This window comes from Halopseudomonas oceani, from assembly GCF_002903165.1.
Taxonomy (GTDB): Bacteria; Pseudomonadota; Gammaproteobacteria; order Pseudomonadales; family Pseudomonadaceae; genus Halopseudomonas; species Halopseudomonas oceani.
This window is the reverse complement of the sequence record NZ_PPSK01000007.1, coordinates 1-16357: the sequence shown is the minus strand read 5'-3', so window position 1 is coordinate 16357 and position 16357 is coordinate 1. Positions and strand designations below refer to the sequence as shown.

Sequence of the window (16357 nt, the reverse complement as noted above, 5' to 3'; positions counted from 1 at the left end):
TCAGCTCTCTGCTGGCCAGCGGCTGAAGAACTCGTTGACGTCCAGCGTCGGCACTGCCTTACGCGCACCAGCCGGATGGCCAACATAGAGAAACGCCAGAATATGTTCGTTCTCGTCCAGCGCGAGACCGCGACGCACAACCGGATGATAGGCCAGCGCGCCGGTACGCCAGACCGCTCCCAACCCCATCGCGTGTGCCGCCAGCAACATATTGCCAACCGCGACACCACAGGCCAGGTCCTGCTCAATCACCGGCACCTTGGGGTGATCCTGATGGCGACTGATAGCCACAATCATCAACGGCGCCCGCAACGGCAACCCCTGGTAGCGTGCCAGGGTATCGGCTGATAGGTCCGGCGTGTCCGCCAGCGCGGCCTGCCCAAATACCTCGCCCAGGGCGTCCAGCCCGTCACCCTCGATGACCATAAACCGCCAGGGGCGCATATAGGCATGATCCGGCGCGCGCAGGGCAGCACGAAACATCGCCTGTTGCTGCTCGGCAGTGGGTGCAGGGCCCACGAGGCGCGGCACGGAAACCCGCTCATGCAGCAGGGTCAGGGCATCCACGGGTGTCATTCCTCCTCGGACTGGTCTTGCAATACCTGCTCACGATATTGACCCGGCGGCAGGCCGAACCAACGTTTGAAGGCACGAAAGAAATTGCTTGGATCGGCAAAGCCCAGCATGCAGGCAATCTCGAACAACGTCAGTTGGGGTTGACCCAGATACTGCAACGCCAGTTCCCGCCGGGTACGCTCAAGCAGTTGCTGAAAGCTGACACCCTCCTCCTGCAAGCGGCGCTGCAAGGTACGCGTGCTCATATTCATGGCACTGGCAACGGTTTGCCGCTTGGGTTCACCTTGAGGCAGCAGGCGGCAGAGCACCTGACGGGTCTGGTGTGTCACCGGGTCGGATTCGAAGCGGGCAAGAAAATCGCCGGCGAAGCGGTCATGCAACTTGGCCAGACTGTCGTTGGCCGTTGCCAGGGGCGCTTCCATCAACTGCCGCGACATTAACAATGAATAGGCTGGCGCATCGAATTCCAGCGGGCACTCGAACAACGCACGATAGGGAGCGACATCCTGCGGCTCCGACCGGGCGAAGGTGGCCTTGATCGGCACTATCGGATCAGCCGTCATCCAGCGGCAGAACGCCAGCGCATAGGCCATGGCCGCCTCAACGCTCTGCAGGGCCGCCGGCAGGCGGTCACCATGAATGGCAAACTGCAGTCGACAGGTATCCGGCTCAATCTGCATCATCATGTCGGACGACTCACCGATCAGCCGCTGGTAGCGGACCACTCGACCAAAGCCTTCACGCAGGCTGCGACTCGACATCAGCGAGTAGCCAACCACACTGAAATGCCCCGGCCGCAGCACCCTGGCCATATTCAGTCCGATAGCCGGATTGCCGCTGCGCTCCACCGCCAGATGCCAGACCCGGGTCATGCTGTCCTGACTGATCCGTGCATCCGGGTCGGTCAGCACGTCGGTATCCAGACCCAGCTCCCGAAATAATGCGGCGATATCCAGCCCGTCGACGGCCAACGCGTGACCGATGGCCGAAACCCAACCTGCTGATGTGGTCCGTGATGCGCGCTCCATGATCTCTCGTTGCTGTGTGCTGATTCCGGTGAACTGGTTTTTATGTCCGGCGGCTGATCATAGACTAAAGTTGAAGGGAAGAAAAAACCTGCGCACCGCCACTTGGCCGCCAGAGCCATACCCGCGACCAGAAGCAATGACTAAGCTGACTCTGCGCGCCATAAGGCCAGCGCCCACTGTTCCGCTCACCTGCCGAGACGCCATCATGCCCGAGTCGACTTCCTCCGCCCCCGGCCCCTTCCGCAACTTCGCTGAATTCTACCCCTATTACCTCAGCGAGCACCGCAACGATACCTGTCGGCGGCTGCATTATGCGGGCAGCAGCCTGGTGATCGCACTGCTGATCTACAGCCTGCTCAGCGGCAACCTCTGGTGGTTGCTGGCCCTGCCCGTCGCCGGCTACGGTTTCGCCTGGGTTGGTCACTTCTTTTTTGAACACAACAAACCGGCCACCTTCACCCACCCCTTTTATAGCCTGCTGGGGGACTGGGTCATGCTGCGCGACGCGATGACTGGGCGCATCCGCTTCTGAGGGGGTGAATCACGTGAATGTCAGCACAGCGACAGTCAGTGCCAGCCATCACCTCTATGATGCCTCGTAGCCTGACCCCAAAACAGATAACAAGAGGAGATCCATCATGGGTGAGCAACACGCTACGTTCCGTGCCATGCAAGAGGGAACAGCCGAAGACTGGAGCATCATCTCCGAACACTTCCGTCCGTTCGCCAAGAAGCTGCCCGACCGCATCCTTGCCCACCTGAGTCTGCTCGACGGCGACTACGGCGGATTCCCGATCGACCGGCTGGAACATTCGATTCAGACCGCTACCCGCGCCCACCGTGATGGTCGGGACGAAGAATATGTGGTGTGCGCGCTGCTGCACGATATTGGCGACACCCTGGGCAGCTACAATCACCCGGACATTGCTGCCGCCATTCTCAAGCCCTTCGTAAGCCCGGAAAACCTCTGGATGGTTGAGAAGCACGGCATATTCCAGGGCTACTACTTCTTCCATCACCTGGGCATGGATCGCCATTTGCGCGACCAGTTCAAGGATCATCCTCTGTATCAGTACACCGCCGAGTTCTGTGCCAAGTACGATGCGCCGGCCTTTGATCCGGACTACGAAAGCGAGCCGCTGGAGTTCTTCGAACCGATGCTACGCCGCGTATTCGCCAAGCCGCGCAACTCCATCTACAAGCTCTAGTCAATATCAGCCTGTCCGCACGGCATTGTCCGCCGTGCGGATTAGGGCCTATCATGCTCAGTCATGGACACCCGCTCGGTGCTCTTTCCTGGCCACGGAATTGACTGAACATGATCACCGACACCCGCGCAACGCCTGTCAAACCGCCGCTCGATGGTTACTATTCCCGCGTCATCGCTTATCTTGGCGTCGCCCTGACCTTCAGTGCCCTGCTGGTCGAACGGGGTCACCAGTTGCCCTATCTCGCCACCATTCTCTATGCCTTGCTGTACCCGCAACTCGCGCAAGTGCTTGGTCGGCGGCTGCCACAGGATAAACCCGTTTCCCCGCGCCTGGCCCTGCTTGCTCTTGATGCCTTCCACACTGGCGCGTTTATTGCTCTGATTGGCTTCAGCGTAGTTCCGAGCCTGATGTTTTTGCTGCTGATGGGCGTCGCCTGTCTGATCGCCGGCGGCTCGACCTACCTGATTGCCGGCAGCCTGCTGACGATCTCCGGAACACTGCTCGGCGCGGCCGCTTTTCAGCCGCAAATCGCGCTAGCCAGTTCCCCGCTGGTTGCCTTGGTCAGCCTGATCAGCGGCGGCGTGTTCCTTTTGGTCATGGCCGCCTTCGTGCACAAGCAGAGCCACAACCTGGAGCAGACGCGCCAAAAGCTACAGCGTGAACAGGAAAAAACCGCGCGGCTCGCCGCCAACGTTTCCAAATACCTATCACCACAGGTTTGGGAATCGATTTTCTCCGGTAAGCGCAGTGCACGACTGGAAACCCGACGCAAAAAGCTGACCGTATTTTTCTCGGACATTCGCGGTTTTACCGAGCTGGCCGAAGAGCTTGAGGCCGAGGCGCTCACCGATCTGCTGAACAACTACCTGGACGAGATGTCGCGCATTGCCCTGCAATACGGCGGCACCATCGACAAGTTTGTCGGTGACTGCGTGATGGTGTTCTTTGGTGACCCCAACACCCGCGGCGCCAAACAGGACGCCGAAGCCGCCGTGTCCATGGCCATCGCCATGCGCAAGCATATGAAGGTACTACGGCAACAGTGGCGCAGTCGTGGTATCACCAAGCCGCTGGAAATTCGCATGGGCCTGAGCACGGGCTACTGCACGGTTGGCAACTTCGGCACCGCAACCCGCATGGACTACACCATCATCGGCCGGGAAGTTAACCTAGCCAGCCGCCTCGAAGGCGCAGCCGATGCGGGCGAGATTCTGATCTCGCACGAGACCTATTCACTGGTGAAGGAGCTGATCATGTGCCGTGACAAGGGCCAGATCAGCGTCAAGGGCTTCTCTCGACCAGTACAGATCTATGAAGTAGTCGGCCTGCGCCGCGAGCTGGGTGCGGCACCGACCTTTGTTGAACACGAGTTGACCGGATTCTCGATGTATCTGGACACCAACCACGTACGCAACTACGACAAAGAGCAGATCATCAAGGCGCTTGAACAGGCCGCCCGCAAACTGCGCGACAAGGTCATCGTCTAGGGCAGCTCAGACCACGCTGCCCTCGAGTGCGTCATCGACCGGCTGCAAGGCAGCTGCCGTCGCCTCATTCCAGCGATACAGCTCGATCCGGCCATCCTGGTGCTCGATCAGCGCGGTGCAGGACTCGACCCAGTCCCCGCAGTTGAGGTAGTCGATACCGCTGACTTGGCGGATTTCTGCGTGGTGGATGTGTCCGCAGACAACGCCTTCCAGGCCGCGCTTGTTGCACTCATGTGCCAGCGCCTCCTCAAACTCGCTGATGAAATTGACCGCTTTTTTCACCCGGTGCTTCAGATAACCGGACAGCGACCAATAGCCAAGCCCGAAGCGGTTGCGCCAGTGATTGAGCCAGCGATTGAGAACCAGGCTGAACTCGTAGGCATGATCCCCCAGAAACGCCAGCCAGCGGTGGCAACGGGTAATCACATCAAACTGGTCACCATGAATAACCAGCAGTCGGCGCCCGTCCTGACAGTGGTGCACCGCCTCATCTACCAGCTCGATACTGCCCAGCAGTAGCGTGGAATAGCGCCGCAGGAACTCATCGTGGTTACCCGTGACATACACCACCCGTGTACCGCGCTTGCTCATGGTCAGAATGCGGCGCAGCACATTGGTGTGCGCCTGCGGCCAGTAGATCCCCTTGCGCAGACGCCAGCCATCGATGATGTCGCCGACCAGATAGAGCTGATCACATTCGTAAGATTTGAGGAAAGCCGCCAACTTGTCAGCCTGACAACCGCGGGTACCCAAGTGCAAATCCGAGATCCAAAGGGTTCTGACTCGCTGTTTCTGCTCCGCTGGCAACGACACTGCTGTGTTCATGCGCCTGTCTCCTCGGGAAGTTGCCTTCACGCTACTGGCAGGCAGTGACCGGATTGTGTCACCCAAATGACAACAACATGACAGCGCGACAGCACCGCAGAGCCGCTCACCTTCGTATACAATGGCCAGCCTTAGTCGAACGCCCTCGTCCGGAACAACACCATGTTCAAACGCCTGCTGCCTCTGCTGTTGCTGATTGTGTCCAGCTGGACCCTGGCTGAACCTCTGCGTACAGGCCTGGTCCTGTCAGGGGGTGGCGCCCGGGGCCTGGCTCACATTGGCGTACTCAAGCAACTGGAGCAGATGAATATTCCGATCCACGCCATTGCCGGTACCAGCATGGGCGCGGTCATCGGCGGTTTGTACGCATCCGGCTACAGCGCCGACGAACTGGAGAAACTGGCACTTAGCCTGGACTGGCAGAACACCTTGGGCGACTCCCCAAGGCGAGAGGACATTCCCTATCGACGCAAGCAGGACGACCGCGACTTTCTGGTCAAACAGCGTCTGAGTTTCAACAATGGCGTCCTGAGTTTTCCACTTGGCCTGATGCAGGGCCAGAACATGGGCGTGGTGCTGGAAAGCCTGCTGGTCCACACCAATGAGATCGACGACTTCGACAAGCTGCCAATTCCATTCCGCGCAGTAGCCACCGACATCGCGACCGGTGAAGCCGTGGTGTTCGACCACGGTCATCTCCCGCTGGCGATCCGCGCCAGCCTGGCGCTGCCCGGATTCTTCGCCCCGGTTGAGGTCGATGGCCGCCTGCTGGTTGATGGCGTACTGAGCAAGAACGTTCCGATCGACGTCGCCCGCGCCATGGGCGTTGACCGGGTCATCGTGGTCGATATTGGCACTCCGCTGAAGTCTGCCAGCGAGTTGACCTCGGTGCTCGACATCATGGATCAGACGACCACCCTGCTCACCCGCACCAACACAGAGAAGCAGCTTGCCACCCTGACCGATCGCGACCTGCTGCTGCAGCCGGCGCTTGGCAATATGGGGTTCAGCAGCTTCGCCGAAACGCAGCAAGCAATTGATGCTGGTGCCCGCAGCCTCGCGGAAGCCAATGGCGTGCTGGCCTTCGTCGCCCCGGATGACGGCTCCAGCGGCGGCAACCTGGCTAGCAGCCGGCCGCAACGCCAAGCCATCATCCATGCGATTGAGGTCGACAATAGCGGCAAGGTAGCAGACGAGGTGGTGCTCAGCATGATTCGCCAGCCGATTGGTGAGCCCTTGAACCTCGCCCGCCTGCAGACGGACATGGGCACCATCTATGGGACCGACTACTTCAGCCGCGTCACCTACGAAGTCGTGCATGACAGCGGCCGCAACACCCTGCTGGTCCATACCGCCGGGCGCCGCACCGGCACTGACTACCTGCGCCTGGGCCTGAATCTGGTGGACGACTTCGAGGGCGACAGCCAGTACAACCTCGGTGCCAGTTTCCGCGTCAATGGCCTTAATCCGCTGGGCGCTGAATGGCTCACGCGCCTTCAGGTTGGCTCGGATCAGGAGCTGTATACCGAATTTTATCAGCCGCTGGACTATGGCTCTCGTTACTTTCTCGCGCCCTTCATCGATGCCGAGGCGCGCAATATCGACGTGATCGACGACGATGACCCGATCGTTGCCTACCGCCAGAAACGCTATGGTGCCGGCCTGAATCTGGGTCGCCAGATCGCCAACAGCGGCGAGGTGCGTTTCGGCCTGTCGCGCTACCGCGGAAATTCACGGGTGCGCATCGGCGACCCTGATCTGCCATCAATCGACTTCAACGAAGCGTTCTACTCCATCGAAATCGACCGCGACACGCTGGACGATGTGAACTTCCCGCACTCCGGCGAGGAAGCCCGCCTCAGCTGGCGTCAGTCCGAGCCAGACCTGGGCGCGGACGAGCGTTACCAGCAGATCGAATTCAAGGCAAACAAGGCATTTGGCTTTGGTCCAAACAGCCTTCAGGTCGGCGGTTTCATCGGCCGGACAGACAGTGACGTGGATGTAGCCCAAAGCAGCTTCAGCCTCGGTGGGCCAGGCTGGTTCTCCGGTTTCCGTCAGGACGGTCTGGCTGGTCAGAATTATCAGCTTGGCCGCCTGGTCTACTACCGCCGATTGACTCCCAGCTACTTCGACACCCTGAGCCTGCCGCTCTATCTTGGCGCAAGTCTGGAATATGGCCGGGTATACAACCGCGACGACGCCGGCTTTGATACCGGTTACTTCAGCGCGGGCAGCCTGCTGCTGGGCATGGATACGCTGGTTGGTCCGCTATTCTTCGGCCTTGGGGTCAACGAAGAGGGGCACGAAGCCCTGTACATGAAGCTCGGTCAGACCTTCTGAGGGCGTGCGCCTCAGCCGCTGATCTCCAGTACCAAAGCGGCTCGGATGCAATGCAGGACACCCTCATCAACCTGCTCGTCCAGCTCACGCGCAAGCGTTCGGACGCCCGGCAGATCGTCGCCATCATGATTGAGAAAAGCGTCCTGCAATCGCTCCAGCTGGACCGGGCCGATATCAACGGCCTGCTCCAGCGTCAGGTTGCCGGTGGTAATCGCCTGCGCCAGTTGGCCGTAGACCTTTCGCAGTGGCTGACCAAGCTGAACCGCCGCCTGCTCTGCGCTCATGCCGGCGCGCACCAGCGCAATCGCTTCGTGTGCATCGCGCTGCTCCTGGGCCTGTGCCGCGGAGCCGTTGCCGTCAAGCACCTGCAAAAAATCAGCGCCGTAGCGCTCCAACTTGTGCGAGCCGACGCCGCTGACCAGCGCCATATCCTGCAGGGTCGCAGGGCGCTGGCGTAGCATGTCGACCAGCGTGTTGTCGGTAAAGATGACGTAGGGCGGCACACCGTGGGCATCGGCCAGTTGCTTACGCAGGGTCCGCAAGGCTTCCCAAAGCGCGCGATCAGCCTCGGCAATAACGGGCTTGTTGCTGCCCCGGCTACCCCAGGCTGCCGGCTTGCTGACATCGCGGCGCAGCTGCAGGCTCTCCTCACCACGCAGCAGCGGACGACACCGTTCGCTCAGGCGCAGGCTGCCATAACCGTCGAGATCCACCTCAACCAGTGCACGAGCGATCAACTGACGGAATACCGAGCGCCACTCGTTCTCGCCCAAAGACTTCCCAATGCCGTAGGTCGATAGATGCTGATGACCGGCGCTGCGGATCTTTTCATTGTCACGCCCAAGCAGAATATCGATCAGGTGACCCACACCGTAGCGCTGCCCGCTGCGATAGATGGTCGACAGCGCCATCCGGGCTGGCTCACTGCCGTCCCAGGTCACGACCGGCTCCTGACAGTTGTCGCAGTTACCGCAGGGCTGTTCGAGCGTCTCGCCAAAGTAGCCCAGCAGCGTCTGCCGGCGACAGGTGGTCAGCTCACAGAGCGCAAGCATGGCATCGAGCTTGTGCCGTTCAATCCGTTTGTGGCGTTCATCGCCTTCCGAGCTGGCCATGATCTGGTTCAGCATCAGCACATCCTGCAGGCCGTAGGCCATCCAGGCGTCCGCGGCCAAACCATCGCGCCCCGCCCGCCCAGTCTCCTGATAGTAGGCTTCCACGCTCTTGGGCAGATCAAGATGGGCAACGAAACGCACGTTGGATTTATCGATCCCCATACCGAACGCGATAGTCGCCACCATCACCAGCCCCTCCTCATTAAGGAAGCGCTTCTGGTGCGTTGACCGCAGCTCCGGCGGCAAGCCCGCATGGTAAGGCAAGGCCGGCCAGCCCTGCTCGCACAGCCAGGCGGCGGTTTCCTCCACCTTCTTGCGCGACAGGCAATAAACAATACCGGCATCGCCCTTGTGCTCGCGCAGAAAGCCCAGCAATTGCTGACGTGGCTTGTCCTTGGGCACGATGCGGTAAAAGATGTTGGGGCGATCAAAACCGGAGACAAAACAGGCCGCTTGCTCCAGCTTCAGTCGTTGAGCCATCTCCTCACGGGTACGCTCATCCGCCGTGGCGGTAAGCGCCATGCGGGGCACGCCGGGGAACAGCTCCGCCAACTGTCCCAGCTGCAGGTATTCGGGACGAAAATCATGGCCCCATTGGGAGACACAGTGGGCTTCGTCAATCGCAAACAGCGCAAGAGGCAGCGACTGCAGAAAATTCAGAGTACGGGGTTTGAGCAGCCGCTCCGGGGCGAGATAAAGAAACTGAAGCTCACCGGCACGCATCTGCCGGGCCACCTCGCGCTGGGCATCTTCACTCAGCGTCGAGTTGAGCGCTGCCGCCTTAAGGCCCAGCTCATTCAGCGTCGCCACCTGATCATCCATCAAGGCAATCAGCGGTGAAACTACCACCGTCAAACCCTCGCGCAGCAAACCCGGCACCTGATAGCACAGCGACTTGCCGCCACCGGTTGGCATCAACACCAACGCGTCGCCACCGCAGGCGACCTGATCAATGATGTCGGCTTGCTGACCACGGAACTCGCCGTAGCCAAACACGTTCTTCAGTTGCTGCAGTGCTTGCTCGCGCATGGGTCTCCTCACCAGATCTGATTCCGTTGATGGGCAGAATCAGCGGCCGCAGAGTATAACGCCTTTGGCAATTGCCCGGGGCATGCGTAAAATGCCCGGACAACCAAAGAGAGGTGTCCCATGTCCTTCAATGATCAACTCCAGCGCCTGCAAGCTTTTCTGGACGCCGATGACCTGCACGACGAAGCGCTGGACTACATGGCCGCCTGTGGCTATCTGACCGCGTTGGCCATCAGCCCGGAAGCCGTTGCTGATGATGAAATGCTGGCAGAGCTGTTCGCCGAAACCCCGAACTACGAAAGCGACGAACAGCAGCAAGCCATTGTCAGTACCCTGCTGGAGCTGAAAGCACGTATCGCCCGCGAGCTGGCCAGTGATGAAGATCTTGAACTGCCCTGCGAGCTGAGCCTCGGTGACGAGCCTGACTACTCGGATCTGCGCAGTTGGTGCATCGGCTTCATGGAAGGCGTATTCCTGCGTGAAGAAGCCTGGTTCAGCGGTGATGAGGAGTTGGTAAGCGAGCTGTTGCTGCCGGTCATGGTCGGCTCCGGACTGTTTGCTGATCAACCGGAGTTTGCCGAGATCGACAAAGACCCGGATATGGTTGAGGACATGGCAGAGCATATTCCCCAGGTGCTGACACAGCTGTTCCTGCTGTTCCACGCGCCGGAGGAGAAACCCCGTCCTGCGCTGCTGAAGCGCTCCTGATCCACTGACAGAGGCAGCGGCGCGTGGCAGCATGACTAACTGCGCGCACTTGCCTACACTGGGTGGCATTACCTCGGCTGATCCCGCCGGAATGCCATCACAGTGAACATATCCTTGCGCTCCTGGTCCCTGCTACCTGCCTGCCTGCTGCTGGTCGCCCTATCGGCCATCGGCTGGGACTATGAGCATATCTTCGCCCGCATCAACACCCTCTACAACCCGGACATGCAGGCCCAGTGGCGGCTGCAGGAATGGCGCACACTGCTGGACAACAGCCAGACCCTGAGCGACCAGCAGAAACTGGAAGCCGTCAACGACTTCTTCAACCAGCGCCTGCGTTTCAGCGACGATATCAGCATCTGGGGCGAGGTCGACTACTGGGCCTCTCCGGCAGAGTCCATGGTCAAGGGTGCCGCCGACTGTGAAGACTACTCTATCGCCAAATACTTCAGCCTGCGCCGCGCCGGCATCCCCAACGACCAGTTGCGCCTGACCTACGTCAAGGCGCTCGAACTGAACCAGGCGCATATGGTGCTGACGTACTATGCAACGCCCGACAGCGAACCGCTGGTGCTCGACAATCTGACCGACCGCATCCTGCCTGCCTCACACCGCAACGACCTGCTGCCGGTTTACAGTTTCAACGCGGAAGGCCTGTGGCTGGCTGGCCGTGGCAACAGCCAAACCGGCTCGGCCAAGCAGCTTTCACGCTGGCAGGACCTGCTGAAAAAGATGCAGAACGAGGGCTTCGATGACCTCGCGCTACCCTGAGTAAAGAGGAACCAACCATGTCACTGGTCAAACAGCTCATCCTCGCCATCTGCCTGTTCCTGCTGATCGCCTTCAGCGGCAGCTTTCTGGTCAGCCTGGAGAGCTCACGCAATCAGCTGCAGACTCAGTTGCGCTCGCACGCGCAGGACGCAGCAACGGCGCTCGGCTTGTCCCTCACGCCCCACGTGCAAGATCCAGCCATGGTTGAGCTGATGGTGAGCTCGATTTTTGACAGCGGCTACTTTGCCCGAATCCGCGTCTATGCGGTCAGCGATGGCCAGGTCATCGTCGAGCGGGTTCGCAGCCTTGATGAGACCAAGGCACCGGACTGGTTCGTCAGGCTGGTCAATCTGCAGGAACAAACCGGGGATGCCATTATCATGAACGGCTGGCAGCAATTTGCCCGCGTTGAAGTCGTCAGCCATCCACAGTTCGCCCTGAACAAACTCTGGGACAGCGCTCTGGGCACGCTAGCCTGGCTGGTAGTCTGTGGTCTGTTCAGCGCCCTGCTTGGCGCCCTACTGCTGAAACGCCAACTGATGCCCCTGATGTCGATGGCCGACCAGGCCGAAGCCATCACCCGTCGCGAATACCGCACCCTGCCGCGTATTCCACGCACGCCTGAACTCAAGCACGTAGTCATGGCAATGAACCAGATGGTCGGCAAGCTGAAAACGCTGTTTGAAGAGGAAGCAGCCCAAACTGAGCACTATCGCCGACAGGCATACCATGATGCATTGACTGACCTGCCAAACCGATTGTCGTTCGACCACACGCTGGCCGCAGCCCTCACCTCCACCGAGAGCCTGGAAGGCCACCTGCTGGGCCTGCGGATCAGCGACCTCAACAAGATCAACCAGCAGCTTGGCGGCGCCCGGACCGACGCGCTGCTAAAAAGCATTGGCACTCAGCTCAAGGCGCTGCAGGAGGCCCACCCAAGCTGGCTGTGCTGCCGCTCGCGGGGCGGCGAGTTCCTGATCCTTGCGCCCGGCAGCAACCTCGAAAGTGTGCAGGCAGTGACCGAGCAACTCGCCATTCAGACCGCAGCCCTGGAAGCATTGACAGAACTGCACGAGCAGCAGCCGCTGGAGTTCGGCATAGCCGGGTACCGCATCGGTGACGACAGTAAGCAATTGCTTGGACGCGTTGATCAGGCAATGACCGAATCCAGCCTCAGCGGCACCAGTATCAAACCCGGCTACAAACCCGCCAGCGAAGATGACCAGACGCTCAACAATGCGCACGAATGGCGCAGCCTGCTGGAACAAGCCCTCAAGGACTTTCAGTTCACGCTGCACTTTCAGCCGGTGTTGCAAGGAGCTGACCTCAAACAGCTTCTGCACCAGAAGCTGCTGGTGCGGATGCGCAGCGCAGATGGCCAACTGATGATGGCCGGTCAGTTCCTGCCTTGGGTCGAGCGCCTTGGGCTTTCAGCCGCCTTTGACCGCTGCATGGTCGGGCTGGCGCTGTCTCACTTGCAACGTCACCCGGGCCCGCTGGCTCTCAGCATCACCAATGACACCCTGCACAGCGCCGAGAACCGCAAGCAAATTCGCCAACTGCTCGAGCAGCACCGTAACGAGGCTGCCCACCTGACCCTGGAAGTCGACGCGCGCTACCTGCAGAACTGCGACGACCTCGCCAGCCTTGCTCAGGATCTGCGCCCGCTGTCAGTGCAATTGGGCTTGCAGCACTTCGGTCGCCAGCTCAGCCTGATCGGCGAACTCGCGCTGATTGGTCTAAGTTACCTGAAAATCGAGAGCAGCTTCATTCGCGATCTGGACACCGAAAGCGACAAGCACCTCTACCTTGAAGCCCTGGTACGCACCGCTCAGCGCATTGACCTGCTGCTGATTGCCGAGCAGGTGCAGAGCCAGGGAGAGATTGCTGCGCTGAAGGCGGCAGGGATTGAAGCCATGCAGGGCCGGGCATTAGCTGAGCCCGGCGAGTGGAAAACCGAGGGCAACACTTAGCCTCGATCCCTCTGGCGGGCCAAAGCGCCTTGCCTTTGCCCTCACAGGCATCGGCAGGGTGCTGGCAGAACAGCCTGTCTAGATCAGTACGTCAACTTCATCCTGATCAATCAAACTGCTCAATTCACTGAGTTTCGCCCGCTCAGCAGACCGGCTATTGAGTTTGGCGACCGCCGCTCCCGGCAGGTCAGTAATACGGATAACACCACGCTGCAACAGCACCTCGATAAGATCCTCCAGCACCCGGATCATATCGGTATCGCTTCCCTGCAACCGCTGCAGGCTCTCTTTCAGCGAGCGCTCCTGCTGCCACTCCAGTAGTTCCGCAGCATCATCCGCGATCCACTCGGTACAGCCAGTCACCGCCTCGCTGGAAACCACAGCAATCATGCCTGCGGGATCACGTTTAACGTACATCGATCAGTCCCCTTCTGCCGAAGGCTGAGTTAATGAAAAGACTATAGAACAAGGGCCGGCACCGGTCACCCGGTGTCGGCCCTTGAATCAGGCTGCGGCAACCTAAACGATCAGACTGGGATCGGGATCTGCCAACATATTGCTGATATCGACTGGATTGAGGCCCTTGACCACAATCACCTGATCGGCACCACTGCCAATATCACCCGAGCTGCTGATATTGAGTTGCGCGCTGGCCACACCATCAACCGAGACGCTACTTACCTGCAAGTAGTCAGCGATATCGGCGACGTCAATCCCTCCCAGCAAAGAGCTCAGATCAAGCACATCGGTCCCGAGGGAGAAATCCATAACCAGGTCGGTTGCGGGGGTGCCAACGGTACCGGCATCACCGCTCTGCCACACAAAGGTGTCAGCGCCAAGGCCGCCGTACATGACATCATTGCCCTGGCCGCCAATCAGCACGTCATCGCCGGCACCGGCCATCAACAGATCATTGCCTGCGCCGCCGTAAATAGTATCAGCGCCCCCTTCATTCGTGGTTTGGTCATAGAAGTTCAGCGGATTGGCTCGCAACAGCGCGATGACCTCCTCAGTGCTCGGTGCATGACCCAAGGTATCGGTCAGGTAGTCAACGACCCCCTGATAGCCCATACCGGCGTATGCACCTCCCAAGCTGTCCGAGCTGACGGTGTCGCCATAGATGATGTCATCGCCGGCAGTACCGACCAAGGTGTCATCCCCGACCTTCGGCACAACGGTCACGCTGCTGTCCAGAGCCAGCTCCAGATCCTCTGCGGTATTGACGTTATCAACCTGGCCAACCGCGCCGTTAATCCAGCCACCATCAACCCAGATCCACTGATTACCAGTGGAGTTTGTGTTGTCGAAATACTGAAGGTAGTCCGTATTGATGTCGTCACCGATACCAATCGCATTGACCTTGACACCATAGGACTGACCAACCAAGGAAGCCATGGCGCCAACCGCATCGGCCATATCGTAATATTGCGTGCTGCTGCCACTGCCTCCATCACTTGGGTTACCGTAATTGTTCAAGTGGAACGTCGGATTCCCGTCTGTCAGGAACAGCGCCAGGTTTTCAAAGTCCGGCGTGCCCGGAGTCTGGGCGTCGAACCAGCTCTTGGCGGCGCGTAGGGCGGCTTCGTAGTTGGTACCGCCCATATCGGTGTAACCTGAGTAAGCAGTCAGGCCCGCAATCACCAGCAGCAAAGCATTGACTTGCGCCGGGCTATTCAGTGAGTAGGTAGCTTCCTGCCCAACATCGCCCCCGAAGGTTATCAGGCGCACATTTACTGCCCCGCCATGCGAACCCAGGTCGTTCACCAGCTTGGTGAGCGATTGTTGCATCAACTCCAGGCGGCTCAGCCCTCCTGTACCGGAGTTATCATCCATGCTCGCGGACAGGTCGACCATCAGCGCGATATTGTAATCCTCCGGCACGACCACACTATAGGAGCCCTCAACATCACCGATAATGATGTCATCCCCCCGTCCACCATTAAGCGTGTCATCCTCGGCAGTACCGACGATGAGCTGATCAACTGCCGGGGAGCTGACATCCACACCGAACTGGGCATCGTCCGTGTCGCCATCGGCATCGACAATCTCGACCCCGAAGTCCAAATGGGTGTCTTCCGGAAGTAGCGCGGTCTCGATATCCATCGATGTCAGACGAATCTCATCACCATTGGTGCTGTCGAAACCGCCCTCATGCTTGATAGTAATGGCATAAAAACCATCAATATTGAGGTCGTCAGCACTGACCACGATCGTCGGCGAGGTGTCTGTCAGGGCGATGTCATTCAATGTGGCTATCACATCACCGTTTTCATTCAGCACATCGATGCTGATTTTGGCGTCGTCACCTGAACCGTTGAAATTGAAGGTCAGGGTTGCCATGTCGACCATCTTGTTCGCGTCGGCCGCTGGCAACGTAGCGGTGCCGGTGGCATCGAAAAACGCGAGCGTCAGGGTCTCGTCCTTGGAGAACAGGTTGTTGTCAGAACCAATGCCCTGATTGCCCCAGTTCACCTCGTCGGTGCTGCCGTTTTTGGTCGCGGTGAAGCGAATATCGGTCTCTCCACCATAGTTATTGATCACCTGCGATGCCCAAAGGGTATTGGCGATCCCGCCGTTGGCAGTGGTAAATAGCACGCCTTCCGAACCAGTTGGCTTGGGAGTAACCAGATCAAACTCGTAGGTGCCATCCACCTTCATGAACAGAGTGAAATAGGTGTAGCTATCTGCGCCGTCGGCATAACTTACGGTCAGCAGCTCGCCCTGATACTCGCCCGCGTTATAGATATCCTCGCGCACGGCGGTGAAGTCATCGCCGAGACCGGCAGCATCGAAACTCAGATTGATGCCACTTTCCAGATCCGCTGCAACGTCCGACAACCCATCGGCACCGGCGCTGTAGGACCAGTTACCAACGGTGACGCCAGCTTCATTGAAGGAGGTCATGTCGTCTACCGCAGAGATCAGCGGCGCCGTATCGTACACTCGGATACTGACCAGAGTCGGCTCTGCGGTATTGATGCCATCCGTAGCAGAGTAATAGAAGCTGTCAGTCAGATACGGATCAGCAAGCGGATGATCAAGCACCGGCGCTTGATAGGTGAACTCACCGTTGGCATAAACCGTAACGGTGCCACCCAGCACGGTAGTCAAAACGGCGCCACCAACGCCCACTGCAGTGCCGCCAGTGCCATCGGCATTATTGGAAACGCTCGACACGCTAAGACCCGCCGGGTCATTGAACAATACGCCATTGATCGAGCCATCAGCGCCAGTATCCAGAGCGTCACCCTCGATGACTTGGTACTGATCTGATGCTCCGCCCAAGAAGATTTCATT

Annotated in this window: 13 protein-coding genes; 7 read left to right on the top strand and 6 right to left on the bottom strand. The window is 59.4% G+C overall.

What is annotated here, in order from left to right; genetic code table 11:
• Together C1949_RS09085 and C1949_RS09080 are read right to left on the bottom strand one after the other, a co-directional pair.
• Window positions 1-567: a nitroreductase family protein gene (locus C1949_RS09085; protein ID WP_104738166.1), complete on the bottom strand. Its 567-nt coding sequence runs from the start codon at window positions 565-567 to the stop codon at window positions 1-3.
• 5 nt (window positions 568-572) lie between these two features.
• On the bottom strand, window positions 573-1604 hold the full coding sequence (locus tag C1949_RS09080; RefSeq protein WP_104738165.1) for an AraC family transcriptional regulator: 1032 nt from the start codon (window positions 1602-1604) through the stop codon (window positions 573-575).
• A gap of 205 nt (window positions 1605-1809) precedes the next feature.
• On the opposite strand from C1949_RS09080, the gene C1949_RS09075 reads away from it, so the two are divergent.
• The 3 genes from C1949_RS09075 (at window position 1810) to C1949_RS09065 (ending at window position 4302) form a co-directional block, all read left to right on the top strand.
• Window positions 1810-2136 carry an Mpo1-like protein gene (locus C1949_RS09075; RefSeq protein WP_104738164.1) on the top strand — a complete coding sequence of 109 codons (327 nt, stop codon included), beginning with the start codon at window positions 1810-1812 and terminating at the stop codon, window positions 2134-2136.
• Window positions 2137-2242: 106 nt separating this feature from the next.
• Window positions 2243-2812: an HD domain-containing protein gene (locus C1949_RS09070; RefSeq protein ID WP_104738163.1), complete on the top strand. Its 570-nt coding sequence runs from the start codon at window positions 2243-2245 to the stop codon at window positions 2810-2812.
• A 110-nt stretch (window positions 2813-2922) separates the two neighbouring features.
• Window positions 2923-4302, top strand: a complete 1380-nt coding sequence (locus C1949_RS09065; RefSeq protein ID WP_104738162.1) for an adenylate/guanylate cyclase domain-containing protein — start codon at window positions 2923-2925, stop codon at window positions 4300-4302.
• A 6-nt stretch (window positions 4303-4308) separates the two neighbouring features.
• Here the strand turns inward: C1949_RS09065 and C1949_RS09060 are convergent, their stop codons facing one another.
• Window positions 4309-5127 carry a UDP-2,3-diacylglucosamine diphosphatase gene (locus C1949_RS09060; protein WP_104738161.1) on the bottom strand — a complete coding sequence of 273 codons (819 nt, stop codon included), beginning with the start codon at window positions 5125-5127 and terminating at the stop codon, window positions 4309-4311.
• A gap of 162 nt (window positions 5128-5289) precedes the next feature.
• Here C1949_RS09060 and C1949_RS09055 point away from each other — a divergent pair, with 162 nt between their 5' ends.
• Window positions 5290-7467, top strand: a complete 2178-nt coding sequence (locus C1949_RS09055; protein ID WP_104738160.1) for a patatin-like phospholipase family protein — start codon at window positions 5290-5292, stop codon at window positions 7465-7467.
• Window positions 7468-7478: 11 nt separating this feature from the next.
• Here C1949_RS09055 and recQ read toward each other — a convergent pair whose 3' ends face one another.
• The gene (gene recQ, locus C1949_RS09050; protein WP_104738159.1) at window positions 7479-9608 is read right to left on the bottom strand and encodes a DNA helicase RecQ; all 2130 of its coding nucleotides are present in this window, start codon (window positions 9606-9608) and stop codon (window positions 7479-7481) included.
• A 120-nt stretch (window positions 9609-9728) separates the two neighbouring features.
• On the opposite strand from recQ, the gene C1949_RS09045 reads away from it, so the two are divergent.
• The 3 genes from C1949_RS09045 (at window position 9729) to C1949_RS09035 (ending at window position 13060) form a co-directional block, all read left to right on the top strand.
• Window positions 9729-10316, top strand: coding sequence for a YecA/YgfB family protein (locus tag C1949_RS09045; RefSeq protein WP_104738158.1), 588 nt, complete (start codon window positions 9729-9731; stop codon window positions 10314-10316).
• Window positions 10317-10418: 102 nt separating this feature from the next.
• Window positions 10419-11087: a transglutaminase-like cysteine peptidase gene (locus tag C1949_RS09040; protein WP_373289806.1), complete on the top strand. Its 669-nt coding sequence runs from the start codon at window positions 10419-10421 to the stop codon at window positions 11085-11087.
• Between the two features lie 17 nt (window positions 11088-11104).
• Window positions 11105-13060 (top strand): bifunctional diguanylate cyclase/phosphodiesterase, encoded by a 1956-nt coding sequence (locus C1949_RS09035; RefSeq protein ID WP_104738157.1) that lies wholly within the window; start codon window positions 11105-11107, stop codon window positions 13058-13060.
• A gap of 78 nt (window positions 13061-13138) precedes the next feature.
• Here C1949_RS09035 and C1949_RS09030 read toward each other — a convergent pair whose 3' ends face one another.
• Together C1949_RS09030 and C1949_RS09025 are read right to left on the bottom strand one after the other, a co-directional pair.
• Entirely contained in the window at window positions 13139-13477 is a 339-nt protein-coding gene (locus C1949_RS09030) for a tryptophan synthase subunit beta like protein (protein WP_104738156.1), read from the bottom strand.
• A gap of 102 nt (window positions 13478-13579) precedes the next feature.
• The coding region (locus C1949_RS09025) for a VWA domain-containing protein (RefSeq protein ID WP_211287113.1) at window positions 13580-16357 on the bottom strand (2778 nt) is incomplete at its 5' end.